We start from the raw sequence: 15,958 nt of genomic DNA, 5'->3' as shown, positions 1-15,958 counted from the left end.
AACGGCGAGTTCGCACCTACGAGTGATCCTCGAGCTTGATCTTCGGGAGCAGGCGGTCGAGGCCGCGCGGTAGCCACCACGCGCGCTCACCGAGCACCCGCAGTACCGCGGGGACGATGACGCAGCGGATCAGCAGGGCGTCGAGCAGGACTGCCGTCGCGAGGCCGAGACCGAACTGCTTGAGCATCCGGTCCGGGCTCAGCAGGAACGCACCGAACACCACGATCATGATCGCGGCGGCCGCGGTGATCACGCTGCCGGTCGTCGCGAGCCCCTCCCGTACCGAGGCTCTGGCATCCCCGGTACGCCGCCACTCCTCATGGATCCGCGCGACCAGGAACACCTCGTAGTCCATCGATAGACCGAAGACGATCGCGAAGATCATCACCGGCACGAACGCCTCGATCGGTCCCGCCTGCGCCCCGAACCAGCCCAGCTGGAACACGAGCGTGATCACCCCGAGCGAGGCGCCGATGCTGAGCAGGTTCAGTACGGCGGCCTTCACCGGGATCAACACCGACCGGAACACCGCCATCAACAGCAGCGCCGACAGTCCGACGACCACCAGCACGAAGATCGGCAGCCGCTTGCTGACCGCCGAGGCGAAGTCATCGGCCGCCGCCGTCGATCCACCGACCAGGTACGTCGCCTTGGTCTGCGACTCCAGTCTCGGCAACGTGTCGTCCCGCAACCGCTGCACGAGGTCGCTCGTCGCCGCGTCCTGTGGCGCCGACTTGGGGAACGCGAGGACCGTGGCGACCTTGCCGTCCGGAGTCACCTGCGCAGGCGTCACCGCGGCGATCCCCGGGTCCGCGGCCAACGTCTGCCCCAACTGTGCGGCCGCTGTCTCGCCGCCCTCGGTGACCACCACGAGCGGACCGTTGAACCCGGGACCGAAGCCTTCCGCCAACAGGTCGTACGCCTTCCGGCTGGTCTTCGCGGGATCATCCGTCCCGGCGTCCGCGAACCCGAGTCGCATCCCGAACGCCGGCAGCGACAACGCGACCAACGCGAGAACCCCGAGAACCAAGGGGACCCACGGCCCGCGTTGCACAGCGCCCGCGAGCTTCCGCCACCCGTCCCCCGGCGTACGGCGTTGTTTCGCGGCATGCTTGCGGACACTCCGCTCGATCCGCCGGCCGAACAGCGTCAGTAGCGCCGGCAGCAGCGTCACCGCGGCGAGCATTGTCATCAGCACCGTCAGCGTGACGCCGAGTGCGACGCCTTGCAGAGAGCCGAGTCCCAACGCCATCAGGCCGAGCAACGCGATCACGACAGTGCATCCGGCGAACATCACCGAGCGACCCGCGGTGTCCAAGGCGACGACCTTCGGATCGGCCTCGCCCTTCAGCAACTCGTGCCGGTAGCGCGAGAAGATCAGCAGCGCATAGTCGATGCCGACGCCGAGGCCGACCAGCAGCATCACCGGCGTCGTGTACTCCGGCACGGTGAACAGATGCGACGCGAGCATCAGTAGCCCGACCGTACTGCCGACCGCGAACACCGCGGTCAACAACGGAAGTGTTGCCGCGAGCAACGATCCGAAGAGGAACACGAGGATCACCAGCGCCGCCAACAGACCAACACCTTCGGAAGCACCGCCCGAACTGTCCGCCGCGTTCCGCGCGAGGTCCCCACCGACCTCGACCTGGACGCCCGGGCGCGCGAAGTCCTGCGCGCGATGAATGATCGTCCGGACGTCGGCGACCGGCATGTCGGCGGCCGCGGCATCCAGGCTCACCGTCGCGTACGCCGTACGTCGATCTGTCGACATAGCGCCAGGGCTACTGAACGGGTCGCTCACCGACGCGACGTGCGGAAGCCCGCGGACGACCGCGAGCATCGACGCCACCCGAGGTCTCTCGGACTCGAGTCCGCCGTCGGCCCGGACGACGATCTGCACCGAAGCGGTGTCGCCCTTCGGTTGGTGCGCCTGGAAGAGGTCGGTCACCCGCTGCGAGTCGGTGCCCGGCAGCGAATTGTCGTTCTTGTAACTGGCGCCCACCACGGTCGCCGCGGCGGTGACCGCGGCGAGGACGAGCACCCAGAGCAGCAGCGCGAGGCCGGCGCGTCGCATGGCCCACCCGGACACCCGGTGCAGCAGGCCGGGCCGCGTCGACCGTCGGATCGGAGTGTCCACTGTCATGACGAGTCCCCAATAAGTAGATCGGCTACATGTTGCCTCTCGACATTAACACTCGTATGAGTAGACTGGCTACATGAAGGCAGACGCGCTGCGTGGACACCTCGACCCGATGATCCTGGCGGTCGTCGAGCACGAGCCGCTGCACGGCTACGCGATCATGGAGGCGCTGCTGGACCGCAGCGGCGGCGAGCTCGACCTGCCGACCGGCACGCTCTATCCGGCGCTGCGGCGACTCGAGCGCGCCGGATACCTGGCCAGCGAGTGGAGCACGGTGGGCGGCCGGAAGCGCCGGACCTACCAACTCACCAGCTCCGGCGCGAAGATGCTGGCCGCGGGCAAGCAGGAGTGGCTGACGTTCCGGACTGTGGTCGAAGGGGTGCTACGGCCGGGACAGGCGTAGGCAGCGCTCGGCCTGGACACTGACCAGGACGAGCGGCAGGACCACGAAGGTCCCGACCACGCCGATGGCGGGTACGCCGGGCGTGTGCGAACTGGTGGCCGCCATCAGCACGCCGATCCCCGCGATCACCGCGGATCCGATCAGCGCGAAGAGCGCCGTCACCCGGCTGAGATGCTCGCGGACCACGGGATAGCGCACCCCGATCCCGGTGCCGAGCACTGCGAGTACGGCGCCGGCGATCACGAACGTGCCGATCGCACGGACCACGGTCTGCAGCAGGTCGTTCAGCGCGGTCGCCTGCTCGGGCTCCTGAGTCCAGATCCACGCCCCGCCCTGCCAGACGATCGGCTGGATCAGCAACGCGAACAACAGCATCATCGCCGTACGACGGCTCTGGCTGATCGCGAGCTCGGAACGGTACCCGGGCACCACGTCGCCGAGCGCACCGAAGTCCGCGACGGCTTCCCGCTCCGCGTCGTACCGCTTGAGCCCGTCGGCCTCGAGAGCCTCGGTCGCGTCGGTCAGGTGGTCGCGCGCCTCGGCCAGCAGATCCGCCTTGCGACGGCGCGGCCCACTGAGCTGCTTGCTCAGCGCGGCCAGGTAATCGTCGACCGGCGTACTGGGACTGGACACCCTTCCAGTATGGGGATGTCGCACCCGGATCACGTCCGGGGTCCCACTGACTCTCCCCTGAGCTTGGTGTTCCGCCGATGCCGCAGGACGAAGAACCCGGTGTACGAGATCAGCACCAGGATGAAACCGATCTTCTCCACGACCGGCGTCGCGCCTTCCGGCCAGAGGTGGCCCTCGAGGTAGTGGTGGATGTACCCGGCCGGGTAGACGCTCTCGCCGCCGAGCCGGCGGAAGTACTTCTCGGTCGCGGTCACCGGGCAGCCGAAGTCGACCAGGACGATCACGACGTTCCACACCACGATCGCCAGGTGCGCCCAGATCAGCCGCGGCCAGCGCCAGGCGAGGAAGCCGCCGATCAGGAAGAACAGCAGCAGCGCCGCGTGCACGACCATCACCACATCGGCCAGCACACGCCAGATCACGGGACTACTCCGGACCCGACCTGAGAGCGTCGCGGACCGTCACCGGGGCCGGCGGTGAGTGCTCGGGACGGATCGCGCCCATCAGCCGCTCGACGGCCGCCTCCATCTCGCTCCGCCAGGTGATCGTGGAGCGCAGATCGAGCCGGAGCCGCGGGTTCCGCGGGTGGTCGCGGACGACGCCGAAGCCAACCGCGCGGAGGAACTCGGTCGGCCAGACACAGCCCGGCCCGTCCCACCGCGAGTCGCCGAACGCCTCCACCGCGCGGAACCCGCGCTTCAGCACGTCCTTCGCGACCGCCTGGACGAGGACCTTGCCCAGCCCGAGCCCCAGGTACCGCGGCAGGATCCGGCCGGTCGCCAGCACCACCGCGTCCGGACTCACAGGAGCGGTCGGGAACGCCTGGATCCGCGGCAAGTACGTCGCGGGCGCGTACACCGCGTACCCGGCCGGGCCGTCGTCGACGGAGAGCACGACGCCCGCGGGACCCCAGTCGAGCAGCACCTGAGAGAGCCAGGCCTCCTTCTCGAGGCCGGTGTCGCCGTTGCGGTCCGCCTGGCGTGCGGCCACCGGGTCGAGCTCCCAGAACACACAGTCACGGCAGGGCGCCGGCAACTCGTCGAGGTTGTCGAGTGTCAGCGGTTCCAGCCGTCGGGCCATCAGCGCGTCCGATCGGCGGTGCTGGGCGGCCGAGAGCCTGTTAGCTTCGTCACGGTGCGTGTCGCCCTCGCGATCATCGCGCGGCGGGCTCGGCCGCCGGTTCGGGGACGCGGGCCGGGGTCCGCGCGTCCGAGGTGTCGGTCGCCCGCGGGGCGACGTACCGCTGGTCCACCTGCACGGAGGATTGCCCGCGGAACAGCTCCGCGGCGAATCCGGCCAGCACCCCCAGCAACAGTCCGCCGAGCGTCCAGCCGGCTGTCTTGCCCACGCTCATCCCGAATCCTGTCTTCCGGTTCCACCCTGCGGGCCGCACCCTCCCGGCCGGCTGTCCGTCTCAACAGCCAGATTCCGGCATGGTCGAACCTGCCCCTATAAGGCATGGTAGTGAGAGGTCGCGCCGATCCCCAGCCCAGACCGGGGTCAGCGACGTAACCTGGTGACTTCCCCCTCGATCACCGTTGGAGTGGCCCCCGTGAGTGCTGACGTGCCCGATGTCCGGCAGACCCGTCTCGACAACTACGTCGAGGCGTACGCAGCCCGGACCAAGGGCATGACCGCCTCGGAGATCCGCGCCCTGTTCTCGGTCGCCAGCCGACCCGAAGTGGTCTCACTGGCCGGCGGGATGCCGAACATCGGCGGCCTGCCGCTCGACGTTGTCGGCGGTGCGGTCCGCGACCTGGTGATCGACAACGGCGCCATCGCGATGCAGTACGGCTCCGGGCAGGGTGACCCGACGCTACGGGACCAGATCTGCGACATCATGCGGCTCGAAGGCATCGAGGCGCACCCGGACGACGTCGTCGTGACGGTCGGCAGCCAGCAGGCCGTCGACCTGGTCACCCGCGTGTTCTGCGACCCGGGCGACGTGGTGATCTGCGAGGCCCCGTCGTACGTCGGTGCGCTCGGGGTCTTCCGGGCCTACCAGTGCGAGGTCGTGCACGTCGCGATGGACGACGACGGCGTGGTCCCGGAAGCGCTGGAGCAGGCGATCGCGTCGGTGCGGGCGGCCGGCAAGCGGATCAAGTTCTTCTACACGATCCCGAACTTCCACAACCCGGCCGGTGTCTCGCTGTCCGACGAGCGGCGCCGCCGGGTGCTGGAGATCTGCCAGCGTGCCGAGCTGCTGATCCTCGAGGACAACCCGTACGGCCTGCTCGGGTTCGACGGTGAGCCGCAACGGGCGTTGCGGGCCGACGACCGCGAAGGCGTGATCTACCTCGGGTCGTTCTCGAAGACGTTCGCGCCGGGATTCCGCGTCGGTTGGGCGGTCGCGCCACATGCCGTCCGGGAGAAACTCGTGCTGGCACAGGAATCGGCGACCTTGTGCCCACCCGTGTTCAGTCAGCTGGCGATCTCGTCGTACCTGGTCCGGCATGACTGGATGGGGCAGGTGAAGCAGTTCCGCGAGATGTACCGCGAACGCCGGGACGCGATGCTCGCGGCCCTGACCGAAAAGATGCCCGCGGCAACGACCTGGACGCGGCCGCGCGGCGGGTTCTACGTCTGGCTGACGTTGCCGGAAGGCCTGGACGCAAAGGCGATGCTGCCCCGAGCCGTCACCGCGCGCGTCGCGTACGTGCCCGGTACGGCGTTCTTCGCCGACGGTTTCGGCTCCCAGTGCATGCGGCTGTCGTACTGTCATCCGACACCGGAACGGATCACCGAAGGCGTCGGCAGACTGGCCGCGGTGATCCACGAGGAGCTCGAGCTCCGCGAGACGTTCGGCCCGCTGCCACCCGGTGCGGGCCGTGAGTACGACGCTCCCGGGCCGGAGCTCAGTTAGACCACAGCGCAAAGGTTGCGCAATGGATCTGCGGGTGGCCGTGGGTCCCTGACACGCTAGCGGTACCGTTCCAGTGGGCCTCGGGACCGGCGACCGTGCCGGAGTCGCCCACGAGTGATCGGGATATTTGTGATGAGTGATCTGGGTCGAGTGCTGGTACTGGCCGGTGGACTGTCGCACGAGCGTGACGTTTCGCTGCGCTCCGGCCGGCGGGTGGCGGACGCCCTGCGCAGTGTCGGCGTAGAGGTCGAGCAGCGGGATGTCGATGCCTCCCTGGTCGATCGGCTGCGCAACGATCCGCCGGATGCGGTCTTCCCCGTGCTGCACGGCGTCACCGGCGAGGACGGCGCACTCCGCCAGGTCCTCGACCTGTACGGCGTTCCGTACGTCGGAGCCGACGCTGCGGCCTGCCGCACGGCCTTCGACAAGCCGGTCGCGGCGACGGTCGTCGGCGCCGCGGGGCTGCGCACGCCCGCGTCGGTGGTGCTCGGGCACGACACGTTCCGCGAACTGGGTGCCGCGTCGTTGATGGAGGCGGTGATCAAGCAGATCGGTCTGCCGCTGGTCGTGAAGCCGGCTCGTGGTGGTTCGGCACTCGGCGCGTCGATCGTGCGGACCGCCGACGAGCTCCCGTCCGCGATGGTGAACTGCTACGCGTACGGGCCCGTGGCGTTGATCGAGCAGTACATCGACGGCACCGAGGTGGCTGTCACGGTGGTCGACACCGGTGACGGACCGCGGGCGCTGCCGGCGGTCGAGATCCGCCCGGATTCGGGGTTCTACGACTACGAGGCGCGGTACACGGCCGGCGCGACGCAATTCGTCGTACCGGCTCGGTTGGAGCCTGAGGTGGCCGGGGCGTGCGCCGCTGCTGCTGTGCAGGCGCACCAGGCGCTCGGTCTGCGGGACCTGTCCCGGTCGGACCTGGTCGTCGACGCGGCCGGAGTGCCGTGGTTCCTCGAGGTGAACGTGGCGCCGGGGATGACGGAGACGTCGCTGGTCCCGCTCGCGGCCGAGGCCGCCGGGATCGAGCTCGGCGTGCTCTGCCGCGACCTGCTCGCCACCGCCGCAGCCCGCTGAAGGTTGTGATGGCGGAGCGACCACTGTGGCGAACCGTGGTGACGCCACGGTGGTCGGGCCTGCTGCTGCTCGCCCTGGTGCTTGCCGGCGTCATGACGGCGATGGGCGTGTGGCAGTTGGGCGTCTATCAATCCAAGACCGACGCGGCCACCGCGAAGCGCGCTGAGGCTGCACCGGTTGTCTTGCAGTCGTTGTTCTCCATCGACGAAGGGCTGCCGTCGAAGGCGGTTGGCCGGCGGGTGACCGTCGACGGGACCTGGGGTCCGGCGGCTGACCAGGTGTTCATCGCGGACCGTGCGCAGGCCGGGCGGAACGGGTTCTGGGTGGTTTCACCGCTGAAGGTGTCCGGCGACGGAGCGGTGATGGTGGTCCGCGGATGGGTCGCGTCGGTCTCTTCACCCGCCGCCAAGGCGCCGGCAGGTGCCGCGCGGCTGACCGGCTCTGTGGTGGCGTCCGAGGCTGAGGATTCTTCGGGCGACGCAGCCAAGGGGCGGGTGCTGTCGTCGCTGCGGATCCCGACGATCGTGCACCTTGTGGACTACCGGGTGTACGACGCGTTCGTCGTACAGACCTCGGTGGAGTCGGGTGTCGTACCGTCGCCGGCGCCCGAGGCCGTCGTACCGCCTCCGCCGCCGACGGACCATGCCGGGCTGCGGAACATCGCCTATGCGTTCCAGTGGTGGATCTTCGCGGCGTTCACGCTGTGGATGTGGGCGCGAATGGTGCTGGACGCACACCGCTCCCCCGACGAGGACGACCCGGACAACGAGGACACCCCGGGCGGCAGCGGGCCGGCGACGGATGGTGGCGCAGAGCCGGATGCTTGCGTCGCGGCGGATCACGGCGCACCGGCGGACCGTGGCGCACCGGCGGACCGTGGCGCAGCGGCGGACCGTGGCACCCATGCCGCTGGTGGCGCCGAGGCGGAAGACGCCGGCGTCGCCGGGGCGGATGGTGCCGGCGTCGCCGGGGCGGATGGTGCCGGCGGTGACCAGCGCGGGGAGCGTGTGGAGCCAAGCGGTACCGTTTCAGCGTGACTTCTCCTGCCGATCCCGCCACCTCCGCCGGCTCGCAGCCGCTGACCCCGGCCGTCCGCGGCGCGCTGATGCGCTACCGCGTGATCGCCTACGTGGTCGGTGTGATGCTGCTGCTCCTGGTCTTCCTCGCGATGCCACTCAAGTACTTCGCGGACAGCCCCGGCGCAATGGACGTGATCGGCCCGCTGCACGGGTTCCTGTACATGGTCTACCTGCTCGGCACGTTCGATCTGTTCCGTCGGGTCCGCTGGTCGTTCCCGCGCCTGGTGCTGATGGCCCTGGCCGGCACGATCCCGTTCCTGTCGTTCTACGCCGAGCGCAAAACCTCCCACGAACTCCTCGGCCGCTGACACCACTGCGATGTTTCACATGAAACATCGCACCGTGAGTCAGTAAGTTTCTTTGTCGACAAATCGCCGTACCGATCTCTGGTCAGGCGCGTCCCCGCCAGAACCCCAGAATTCTTCTGTCAGCGGGATCCTAAGCGAAGTGGCACGGTAGCGGAGTTCGTCGAACGGCTCGTGCTCAAGGAGAGCTTCGCCTCGGACGACATGAACTTCGTCGGCATGCAGCGCGGCTAAGTGTGGCGTAAGGCTCGGATGCCAGAGGCCGTTGCTTTCATCGACGTCTGGCTCACGCTGGACGGACGGGTCGAGATTCACTTCGTCGACGACGAGCCGATCGGCATGCGTGACGTGACCGTCCGCGGCCCCGCGGTCTGCGAGTTGACCGACCACCTCCGCACCGACTGCCCCCTCTGGTCGACCGCCGAAGCGCTCCAGGCGCTCACGCCGGCGCCTGACGCCCACGGCAGCATCACCGCTGGGTACGTCGCCGCTCTCTCAGCGACGCCTGACGAAGCGGACGAGGTCGCGCAGGCGCCGCTCCCGATGGCCGATCACCCCGACCCGGCCCTTCGTCGCGCATTCGTCGTCGCGACCGCGCACTTCTCGCACCCGAAGGCCCGCAATGTCCTCGAGGACTCCAAGGGTCAATCTGGTGGCGCGGGTCGGCCGGCTCGCATCCACCGAGCCGGCTGAGTCCGCACGAACTGACGCGCAGCTCGTACTCGAGGGGTCTCGCCCAGGAGCAGTAGCGTCAGTCGTTGGTTACCTTGTTCGGGTCCATCAGCGTGACGATCCGCTCGAGGTCGTCGAGTGATGCGAACTCGACGGTGATCTTGCCCTTGGTCTTGCCAAGGTCGACCTTGACGCGCGTCTCGAAGCGATCGGACAGCCGGTCGGCCAGGTCGACGAGCCGCGGCGCGACCGGCTTGTTCCGCCGGCGCGGAGCCGCGGTGTCGTCGCCGTTCATGTCGCCGAGGGCAACGATCTCCTCGACGGTCCGCACCGAAAGGCCTTCGGCCACGATCCGCTGCGCGAGGCGCTCGATGGCGTCGCCACTCGGCAGCCCCAACAGCGCACGAGCGTGCCCGGCCGACAACACACCGGCGGCCACCCGCCGCTGCACGGACGCCGGCAGCTTCAGCAGTCGCAGCGTGTTGGAGATCTGCGGCCGCGACCGGCCGATACGCGTCGCAAGCACTTCCTGGGTGCACCCGAAGTCATCGAGCATCTGCTGGTACGCCGCTGCTTCTTCCAGCGGGTTCAGCTGACTCCGGTGCAGGTTCTCCAGGAGCGCGTCCCGCAGCATCGCGTCGTCCTGCGTGTCCCGGACGATCGCCGGAATCGTCGTCAGCCCCGCGGCCTGCGTCGCCCGCCAGCGACGCTCGCCCATCACGAGCTCGTACTTGTCGTCCTCGAGCCGTCGGACGACGATCGGCTGCAGCAGCCCGATCTCCTTGACCGAGTGGACGAGCTCCTCCATCGCCTCCTCGTCGAAGACGCTGCGCGGCTGCTTCGGGTTCGGGGTGATCTTCTCGACCTCGATCTCCGCGAACGAGGCACCCGGAACCGCGGCCAGCTCCGGCTCACTCGACGCCGGTGTGCCCTGCGGCTCCGGCGGAGTGGCAGCCGGCGGCGCGCCCGGGATCGAGCTCGACTTGCTGCCGAGCGTCGTGGTGCCGGGTGCCGGCGAGCTGGGGATCAGCGCGCCAAGTCCGCGTCCGAGTCGGGTGTTCATCGCGCTCCCTCAAAGTCGACATCCTGCTGAGCTACTGCTGACCTACCACATCGCCACCCGGACGCCGTTGCTCTCCAACCAGCCCCCGTGTCCCGTTTCACGTGAAACGGTGCCACACCGCACTCGGTGGTCAGGCGTTGTTCCGCATCGCGATCTCGCGGGACGCCTCGAGGTACGACAGTGCGCCGGCGGACGCCGGGTCGTACGCGAGCACGGTCTGCCCGTGGCTCGGCGCCTCCGAGATCCGCACCGAGCGCGGCACCGCGGTCCGCAGTACGGCGTCCTTGAAGTGGCCCCGCACTTCGGCCGCGACCTCGCCGGCGAGCTTGGTGCGGGCGTCGTACATGGTCAGCAGGATGGTCGAGACGTCCAGCCCGGGGTTCAGGTGCGACTTCACCATGTCGATGTGGCGGAGCAGCTGTGAGAGGCCCTCCAGCGCGTAGTACTCGCTCTGGATCGGGACCAGCACCTCGCGGGCGGCCGTCAGGGCGTTCACCGTCAGCAGGCCGAGGGACGGCGGGCAGTCGATGAAGACGTAGTCGTACTTCTCCCCCGCGGCCTCGGTCTCGGAGAGGTAGGCCTCGAGCACGCTCTTCAGCCGGCTCTCGCGGGCCACCAGGCTGACGAGCTCGATCTCCGCACCCGCCAGGTCGATCGTTGCCGGGATCACCTGGATGCCTGGGTGCTCGGCACACGGCTGGATCAGCTTGCTGAGTGGCTCGCCCTCGATGATCGCCTCGTAGACGCCCGGCGTCCCTTCGGCATGGTCGATGCCGAGCGCCGTCGACGCGTTGCCCTGCGGGTCGAGGTCGATGACCAGGATCTTGGCGCCGTACAACGCCAGGCCGGCGGCGACGTTCACCGTCGTCGTGGTCTTGCCGACGCCGCCCTTCTGATTGGCGACGACGAAGACCCTGGTCTGCGCGGGCAACGGAAACTCACGGCCCATCGTGCGTCCTTCATTCACCAGCAAGGTCCGTTCGGTCGCGGCGGCGATCGGAGTCTCGAGAAGTCGTCGCTGAAGCTCGTCCGACGTGGCCCGCGCGGCGATCTGTGCGGCAGTCATAGCGCCCATTCCAATAGGTGCGGGACTTGGCCCGAAGAGGATGTCTGTAGGGGTCGGGGCGGGTCTACCCCCAGCTCCGTCCACAGGCTTCTGTGGACGAATTCCCGTGTGCGGGGGCAGTTTCATGCGATGGTCATCCACAGGCGGTGGAGACTCGGAAAGGTCCGGCTCGACGTCCACCAGTGACGCCGAATCGGGCCCGGAACCATCATCCCGCATCTCCGCCGTTTCACGTGAAACGGCGACGGAGTCGGACGCCGTCGGTCCGTCGAGACCCGCCGCCGCGACCGCCCGGAGCCCTGAGGTGTCGATCGGAGGGGTGATCACGACCGGCTTCGAAGGCTCCCCAGAAGGATAGGTCTGGACAGGGGGCGCCGGAGCGGGTGCGGTGTCGGGAGCCGGTTCCTGGGTGACGATACGAACAGCGGAGTCCGATTCGGTCGGCCAGCCGATGCCCTGCGACGGCCTCGGCTCTCCGGTGCTCGTCTCGGGCCATCCGAGGGCACGACTCACCAACCCGCTCACCTCCCGTGTCTTCCGTGCCGGGATCCCCCTGCAGCACGTCCGGCCACAATACTCACCACAGTCGTGGGGTGGGCCAGTTCATCGCCGCCGAGTTGGTGAATATGCCAAAGCTCTGCCCCGAGCTTCGCCAGGGCGCGTTCTGACGAGTCCAGTTCCTCCTCCGCGGAGGACCCTTTCATCGCCAGCATCAGTCCGCCCTCGACACACAACGGCAGACACCATCGAGCCAGCTTCTCCAACGGAGCGACAGCGCGAGAGGTGACCACGTCGTACGACGCCGGCGGAAGATCCTCGGCCCGCGCACGGACCACGGTCGCGTTGTCGAGCTCGAGGGACTCGACCGCTTCCTCGAGAAAGGTCGTCCGTCGGAGGAGCGGCTCGACGAGCGCCACTTCGAGATCAGGACGAACGATCGCGAGCACGATCCCCGGCAGGCCGGCCCCGGTGCCGACATCGGCGACGGTGGCCTCTTCCGGAATCAGTCGCTCGACGACGGCACAGTTCAGCAGGTGCCGATCCCAGAGCCGCGGCACCTCCCGCGGCCCGATCAGTCCCCGGAGCGTGCCCTCGGTCGCGAGCAGATCGGCGTACGCCGAAAGCCGGACCGCCGCCCGTGGAAACAATTTCTCCACGAGCGGCGGCGGCGTTTCACGTGAAACCTTGTCGGTCACGAGCGAACGATCATGGCTGCACCACCACGCGGCGGCGGGGCTCCTCGCCCTCGGACTCGGACGTCAGGCCGGCGGCCGCGACGACGTCGTGCACGACCTTCCGCTCGAACGGCGTCATCGGGTCCAGCCGCACCGGCGTACCAGTGGCCTTCGCCTCCTCGACCGCCTTGCGACCGACCTCTTCGAGCTCGGCCTTCCGGTTGGCCCGGTAGTTCGACACGTCCAGCATCAGCCGCGACCGCTCACCGGTCTCCCGGTAGACGGCCAGCCGGGTCAGCTCCTGGAGCGCCTCCAGGACCTTGCCGTTCTCACCGACGAGGTTGTTCAGCTCGGCGCCCACGATCGAGACCGCGGCGCGGTCGCCGTCCACATCCATGTCGATGTCGCCGTCGAGATCGGCGATGTCCAGCAACTCCTCGAGGTAGTCGGCCGCGATGTCACTCTCGGCCTCGAGTGCCTTCAGCCGCTCCGCGGCGGAGTTCTTCGGACCGGCAGACTCCTCCGCCGCCTCGGTGTTCTGCATGCCGTCGGTCACGGCCACTCCTTCACACTGTCCTTCGCGATGTCGAGATCCGCCCCACGGGGACCTCGTAGTTCACAACCAGGGGTTCCTGCCCGAGCACGGGACGAACCGGTGCGCGCTACGTCAGCGCGAACCACCGGACCGCTTCTGCGCCGCCTTCTTCTGCGCGGCCGACTTCGCCGCGGGCTGGCGCTTGGCTCCCGAGCCCTTCTTGCCGGCCGGCTGCTTCTTGGCAGCGCCGGCCTGAGTCTTCTTGGGTGCGTCCTGCTTCTGCGGCGTGTCCTGGACAGAGCCGTTCGATGCCTGACCGTTGCTCTCGGCGGTGGAGCCACCGGTCGAGCCGCTCGTCGCGGGGCCGGTCTTCCGGTCGCTCCGGGACTGCCGCTTCGGCTGCTGGCGCTGGGCCGGCCGACGGTCGGTCGTGTCCGTGTCGGTCACCGCGCCCGCCGTACCCGGGACGTTCTCGTCGGCCGGGCGGCCGTGGCGCAGGTTGTGCTCGCGCTTCCGAGCCTGCATCGCGTCGTACGCCGGCGTACCCGGGGCCGGGTTGCGGCGGATCACGTAGAACTGCTGGCCCATCGTCCACAGGTTCGAGACGAACCAGTAGATCAGCACACCGATCGGGAAGTTGAAGCCACCGATGAGGAAGAAGATCGGGAAGACGTACAGCATGATCTTCTGCATCTGCGCGGCCTGGCCGGTGAGGGCCTCCTTCGGCATGTTCTTCCGCATCAGCTGCAGCTGCGTGGTGAACATCGTCGCCGTCATCAGGATGATCAGCACGATCGCGACGATCTTGACGTTCGCCGCGCCCGGGCCGCTGGCCTTCAGGAAGGTCTGCGAGATCTCCGCACCGAAGATCTTCGCGTGCTGCAGTGAGGAGACGTACGGCTGCATGATCGGGCTGTGCGCCTGGCCCTTGGCCGCGTAGTCGAGCACCCGGAACAGCGCCAGGAAGATCGGCGACTGCAGCAGCAGCGGCAGGCACGAGGAGAACGGGTTGGTCCCCGTCTCCTTGTACAGCTTCATCATTTCCTGACCGAGCTTCTCCCGGTCATGGCCGTACTTCTTCTGCAGCTCCTTCATCTTGGGCTGCAGCAGCTGCATGTTCCGGCTGGAGCGGATCTGCCGGACGAACAGCGGGATCAGGATCGTCCGGATGACGATGGTCAGGCCGGCGATCGACAGCGCCCAGACCCAGCCGCCGTTCGGGTCCAGCACATGGCTGAGCAGCCAGTGCCATCCGACCAGCAATGCCGAAACGGCCCAGTACAGCGGCGTCATGACAGTGTTGAACAGGTCTACGATCCCGTCCCACACCGCGAGCCCGGGGATGGCCAGAAGAGTCACTCACACACCTCGCTGCACAGGCCCGGCGTCGGCCGACGATCCGGGCTGGTTGGCGGAGATCGAATCTCCGCGCTGGTCGACATCTCTGGGTGGAACGGGGTCGTAGCCGCCGGGGTTCCACGGGTGGCAGCGGAGGAGTCGCCTCACCGCCAGCCAGCTACCGCGCACCGCACCGTGGCGTTCGACCGCTTCCAAGGCGTACGCCGAACAACTCGGGTAGAACCTGCAGACCTGCCCGTACAGCGGGCTGATCAGCAGGCGGTACAGCTTCAGGAAACCGATGATCCCGCTCCGCACGGGATTGAACCGCATCATGACTTCAACAACTTGCGCATCGCGCTGTCGACATCCGCCGCCAGTTCGTCGTACGACGCCGTGGCGGACGACGGGAGGGCACGGACGACCGTCAGGCTGCCGGCCGGCAGGTCAGGGAGCCGCGCTGCCAGGACAGCACGCAGACGGCGGTGGACCCGGTTCCGCAGAACCGCGTTGCCCACCGCCTTGTTCACAACGAATCCGACCTGAGGCGGGTCGACCTGGTCGCCCTGCGCCAACAGATGCAGGACCACCGCGCGCCGCGCTGCGCGCCGTCCGGACCGGACGGCGCGACGGAAGTCGTCGGACCGGCGCAGCCGGTTCGACGCAGGCAACACGAGGTGGTCACCGTCGAGAAGGTCGCTCAGGCCGCGAGGCGCTGACGACCCTTGCCACGGCGGGCGGCGATGATCGCGCGACCCGCACGAGTACGCATCCGAAGACGGAAGCCGTGCTTCTTGTGCCGACGACGGTTGTTCGGCTGGAACGTCCGCTTGCTCACTGGAATGACTCCGGTTACTCGAGATCACAAATTTGTCGACAAATCCACTGATCTGGATCTGCCCCTTGGTGCAGTCCTGCACACCGTCGGAGAACCAGCTCGGGATTCCGCAGGGAGCGCAGCACGAAACGGCCGGCTCAACACCGACCGATCCACGGTACGTGGCCGCCTGTGGACAGGTCAAACCAGGTGTCCCCAGAGTTTTCCACAGGCTTGTGGACAGGATAGTGGGTAACTGGTGGACAGCGAACTCGTCACTGTCCGGCCCGGTCCGCGACCGAGAGCGACGACGCACCATGACTACGCTCCGGCGTCCACCCGACACGCCGCAGGTTGCCCCCAATTTGCTGTTCATAGCCTGTGGATGACGGCTTGAAGCGGCGTGGGCGGACTTGTTAGCGTCACTCCCTCACACCAGAGGTCCCACACCGCGCAATCGGTAACCAACGGGCCACAGCAGTCGTTCACATCTGTGGACAACCATGTGGACACTGTGGATGCCGAGTGCGGACACAGCTACCGCGCTGAGCCAATAGCACCACGACTCGCCGGCCGCACGGTGTCGGGTCGAACGGTCGCACCGCCCGGGTCCTCAACCCGGAACGCGCCGGCCACCGCAGCGATAGATTCGGGGAGCAACGCGTGGTCGAGGACCATTCCGCCAGTGCGGAATTCACACCGGCGGAATACACGGAAGCTGAGAACCGGACGGATCGCACCGCCGGCGGACAGCACGACCTGCGACCTGAGCCCGACGCCGGTATC

At 68.3% G+C, this 15,958-nt stretch carries 18 protein-coding genes and 1 pseudogene; 6 read left to right on the top strand and 13 right to left on the bottom strand.

Translation table 11 applies throughout. The features are described 5' to 3' along the window. Positions 1 to 16: 16 nt before the first annotated feature. Complete coding sequence (locus tag ACFYRH_RS05450; protein ID WP_387768510.1) at positions 17 to 2,146, bottom strand: MMPL family transporter; 2,130 nt, start codon at positions 2,144 to 2,146, stop codon at positions 17 to 19. Positions 2,147 to 2,219: 73 nt separating this feature from the next. On the opposite strand from ACFYRH_RS05450, the gene ACFYRH_RS05445 reads away from it, so the two are divergent. Continuing rightward, positions 2,220 to 2,546 carry a PadR family transcriptional regulator gene (locus tag ACFYRH_RS05445; RefSeq protein WP_387768507.1) on the top strand — a complete coding sequence of 109 codons (327 nt, stop codon included), beginning with the start codon at positions 2,220 to 2,222 and terminating at the stop codon, positions 2,544 to 2,546. Here the strand turns inward: ACFYRH_RS05445 and ACFYRH_RS05440 are convergent. From ACFYRH_RS05440 to ACFYRH_RS05425, 4 genes are all read right to left on the bottom strand, one after another. Continuing rightward, the gene (locus ACFYRH_RS05440; RefSeq protein WP_387768504.1) at positions 2,526 to 3,179 is read right to left on the bottom strand and encodes a permease prefix domain 1-containing protein; all 654 of its coding nucleotides are present in this window, start codon (positions 3,177 to 3,179) and stop codon (positions 2,526 to 2,528) included. The two genes, ACFYRH_RS05445 and ACFYRH_RS05440, sit on opposite strands and share 21 nt — an antisense overlap. Positions 3,180 to 3,208: 29 nt before the next feature. After that, positions 3,209 to 3,601: a DUF2784 domain-containing protein gene (locus tag ACFYRH_RS05435; RefSeq protein WP_387768501.1), complete on the bottom strand. Its 393-nt coding sequence runs from the start codon at positions 3,599 to 3,601 to the stop codon at positions 3,209 to 3,211. A 4-nt stretch (positions 3,602 to 3,605) separates the two neighbouring features. Then, entirely contained in the window at positions 3,606 to 4,259 is a 654-nt protein-coding gene (locus ACFYRH_RS05430; RefSeq protein ID WP_387768498.1) for a GNAT family N-acetyltransferase, read from the bottom strand. A 73-nt stretch (positions 4,260 to 4,332) separates the two neighbouring features. Further along, entirely contained in the window at positions 4,333 to 4,533 is a 201-nt protein-coding gene (locus ACFYRH_RS05425; protein ID WP_387768495.1) for a hypothetical protein, read from the bottom strand. Positions 4,534 to 4,731: 198 nt separating this feature from the next. Here ACFYRH_RS05425 and ACFYRH_RS05420 point away from each other — a divergent pair, with 198 nt between their 5' ends. The 5 genes from ACFYRH_RS05420 (at position 4,732) to ACFYRH_RS05400 (ending at position 9,199) form a co-directional block, all read left to right on the top strand. Then, positions 4,732 to 6,042: a PLP-dependent aminotransferase family protein gene (locus tag ACFYRH_RS05420; RefSeq protein ID WP_387768492.1), complete on the top strand. Its 1,311-nt coding sequence runs from the start codon at positions 4,732 to 4,734 to the stop codon at positions 6,040 to 6,042. 132 nt (positions 6,043 to 6,174) lie between these two features. Next, entirely contained in the window at positions 6,175 to 7,122 is a 948-nt protein-coding gene (locus ACFYRH_RS05415; RefSeq protein WP_387768489.1) for a D-alanine--D-alanine ligase, read from the top strand. Between the two features lie 8 nt (positions 7,123 to 7,130). After that, positions 7,131 to 8,159, top strand: a complete 1,029-nt coding sequence (locus ACFYRH_RS05410; protein WP_387768486.1) for an SURF1 family protein — start codon at positions 7,131 to 7,133, stop codon at positions 8,157 to 8,159. Continuing rightward, positions 8,156 to 8,509 (top strand): DUF3817 domain-containing protein, encoded by a 354-nt coding sequence (locus ACFYRH_RS05405; RefSeq protein WP_387768483.1) that lies wholly within the window; start codon positions 8,156 to 8,158, stop codon positions 8,507 to 8,509. Before ACFYRH_RS05410 ends, ACFYRH_RS05405 begins: the two co-directional genes overlap by 4 nt. A gap of 249 nt (positions 8,510 to 8,758) precedes the next feature. Next, positions 8,759 to 9,199, top strand: a complete 441-nt coding sequence (locus tag ACFYRH_RS05400; RefSeq protein ID WP_387768480.1) for a hypothetical protein — start codon at positions 8,759 to 8,761, stop codon at positions 9,197 to 9,199. A 58-nt stretch (positions 9,200 to 9,257) separates the two neighbouring features. Here ACFYRH_RS05400 and ACFYRH_RS05395 read toward each other — a convergent pair whose 3' ends face one another. The 8 genes and pseudogenes from ACFYRH_RS05395 to rpmH form a co-directional block, all read right to left on the bottom strand. Then, positions 9,258 to 10,241: a ParB/RepB/Spo0J family partition protein gene (locus ACFYRH_RS05395; RefSeq protein ID WP_387768478.1), complete on the bottom strand. Its 984-nt coding sequence runs from the start codon at positions 10,239 to 10,241 to the stop codon at positions 9,258 to 9,260. 130 nt (positions 10,242 to 10,371) lie between these two features. Next, positions 10,372 to 11,307 carry an AAA family ATPase gene (locus ACFYRH_RS05390; protein WP_387768475.1) on the bottom strand — a complete coding sequence of 312 codons (936 nt, stop codon included), beginning with the start codon at positions 11,305 to 11,307 and terminating at the stop codon, positions 10,372 to 10,374. A 521-nt stretch (positions 11,308 to 11,828) separates the two neighbouring features. Then, the gene (gene rsmG, locus ACFYRH_RS05385) at positions 11,829 to 12,503 is read right to left on the bottom strand and encodes a 16S rRNA (guanine(527)-N(7))-methyltransferase RsmG (protein WP_387768472.1); all 675 of its coding nucleotides are present in this window, start codon (positions 12,501 to 12,503) and stop codon (positions 11,829 to 11,831) included. A gap of 10 nt (positions 12,504 to 12,513) precedes the next feature. Beyond that, entirely contained in the window at positions 12,514 to 13,026 is a 513-nt protein-coding gene (locus ACFYRH_RS05380) for a protein jag (RefSeq protein ID WP_387771721.1), read from the bottom strand. A 360-nt stretch (positions 13,027 to 13,386) separates the two neighbouring features. Beyond that, a pseudogene (yidC, locus tag ACFYRH_RS05375) lies at positions 13,387 to 14,310 on the bottom strand (membrane protein insertase YidC); the annotation flags it as partial. 66 nt (positions 14,311 to 14,376) lie between these two features. Then, positions 14,377 to 14,688, bottom strand: a complete 312-nt coding sequence (gene yidD / locus ACFYRH_RS05370; RefSeq protein WP_387771718.1) for a membrane protein insertion efficiency factor YidD — start codon at positions 14,686 to 14,688, stop codon at positions 14,377 to 14,379. After that, positions 14,688 to 15,029 (bottom strand): ribonuclease P protein component, encoded by a 342-nt coding sequence (gene rnpA / locus ACFYRH_RS05365; RefSeq protein WP_387768469.1) that lies wholly within the window; start codon positions 15,027 to 15,029, stop codon positions 14,688 to 14,690. Before rnpA ends, yidD begins: the two co-directional genes overlap by 1 nt. A gap of 26 nt (positions 15,030 to 15,055) precedes the next feature. After that, positions 15,056 to 15,193 carry a 50S ribosomal protein L34 gene (rpmH, locus tag ACFYRH_RS05360; RefSeq protein WP_130386492.1) on the bottom strand — a complete coding sequence of 46 codons (138 nt, stop codon included), beginning with the start codon at positions 15,191 to 15,193 and terminating at the stop codon, positions 15,056 to 15,058. Positions 15,194 to 15,958 lie beyond the last annotated feature (765 nt).

This window comes from Kribbella sp. NPDC004875, from assembly GCF_042873375.1.
Taxonomy (GTDB): Bacteria; Actinomycetota; Actinomycetes; order Propionibacteriales; family Kribbellaceae; genus Kribbella.
This window is presented reverse-complemented; position numbering and strand designations above follow the sequence as displayed.

Excerpts from the sequence above, each read along its gene's own strand:
- ACFYRH_RS05450 (WP_387768510.1), bottom strand. The coding sequence starts at position 2,146 with ATGACAGTGGACACTCCGATCCGACGGTCGACGCGGCCCGGCCTGCTG.
- ACFYRH_RS05445 (WP_387768507.1), top strand. The coding sequence starts at position 2,220 with ATGAAGGCAGACGCGCTGCGTGGACACCTCGACCCGATGATCCTGGCG.
- ACFYRH_RS05430 (WP_387768498.1), bottom strand. The coding sequence starts at position 4,259 with ATGGCCCGACGGCTGGAACCGCTGACACTCGACAACCTCGACGAGTTG.
- ACFYRH_RS05425 (WP_387768495.1), bottom strand. The coding sequence starts at position 4,533 with ATGAGCGTGGGCAAGACAGCCGGCTGGACGCTCGGCGGACTGTTGCTG.
- ACFYRH_RS05415 (WP_387768489.1), top strand. The coding sequence starts at position 6,175 with ATGAGTGATCTGGGTCGAGTGCTGGTACTGGCCGGTGGACTGTCGCAC.
- ACFYRH_RS05410 (WP_387768486.1), top strand. The coding sequence starts at position 7,131 with ATGGCGGAGCGACCACTGTGGCGAACCGTGGTGACGCCACGGTGGTCG.
- ACFYRH_RS05400 (WP_387768480.1), top strand. The coding sequence starts at position 8,759 with ATGCCAGAGGCCGTTGCTTTCATCGACGTCTGGCTCACGCTGGACGGA.
- ACFYRH_RS05395 (WP_387768478.1), bottom strand. The coding sequence starts at position 10,241 with ATGAACACCCGACTCGGACGCGGACTTGGCGCGCTGATCCCCAGCTCG.
- ACFYRH_RS05390 (WP_387768475.1), bottom strand. The coding sequence starts at position 11,307 with ATGACTGCCGCACAGATCGCCGCGCGGGCCACGTCGGACGAGCTTCAG.
- ACFYRH_RS05380 (WP_387771721.1), bottom strand. The coding sequence starts at position 13,026 with ATGCAGAACACCGAGGCGGCGGAGGAGTCTGCCGGTCCGAAGAACTCC.
- yidD (WP_387771718.1), bottom strand. The coding sequence starts at position 14,688 with ATGCGGTTCAATCCCGTGCGGAGCGGGATCATCGGTTTCCTGAAGCTG.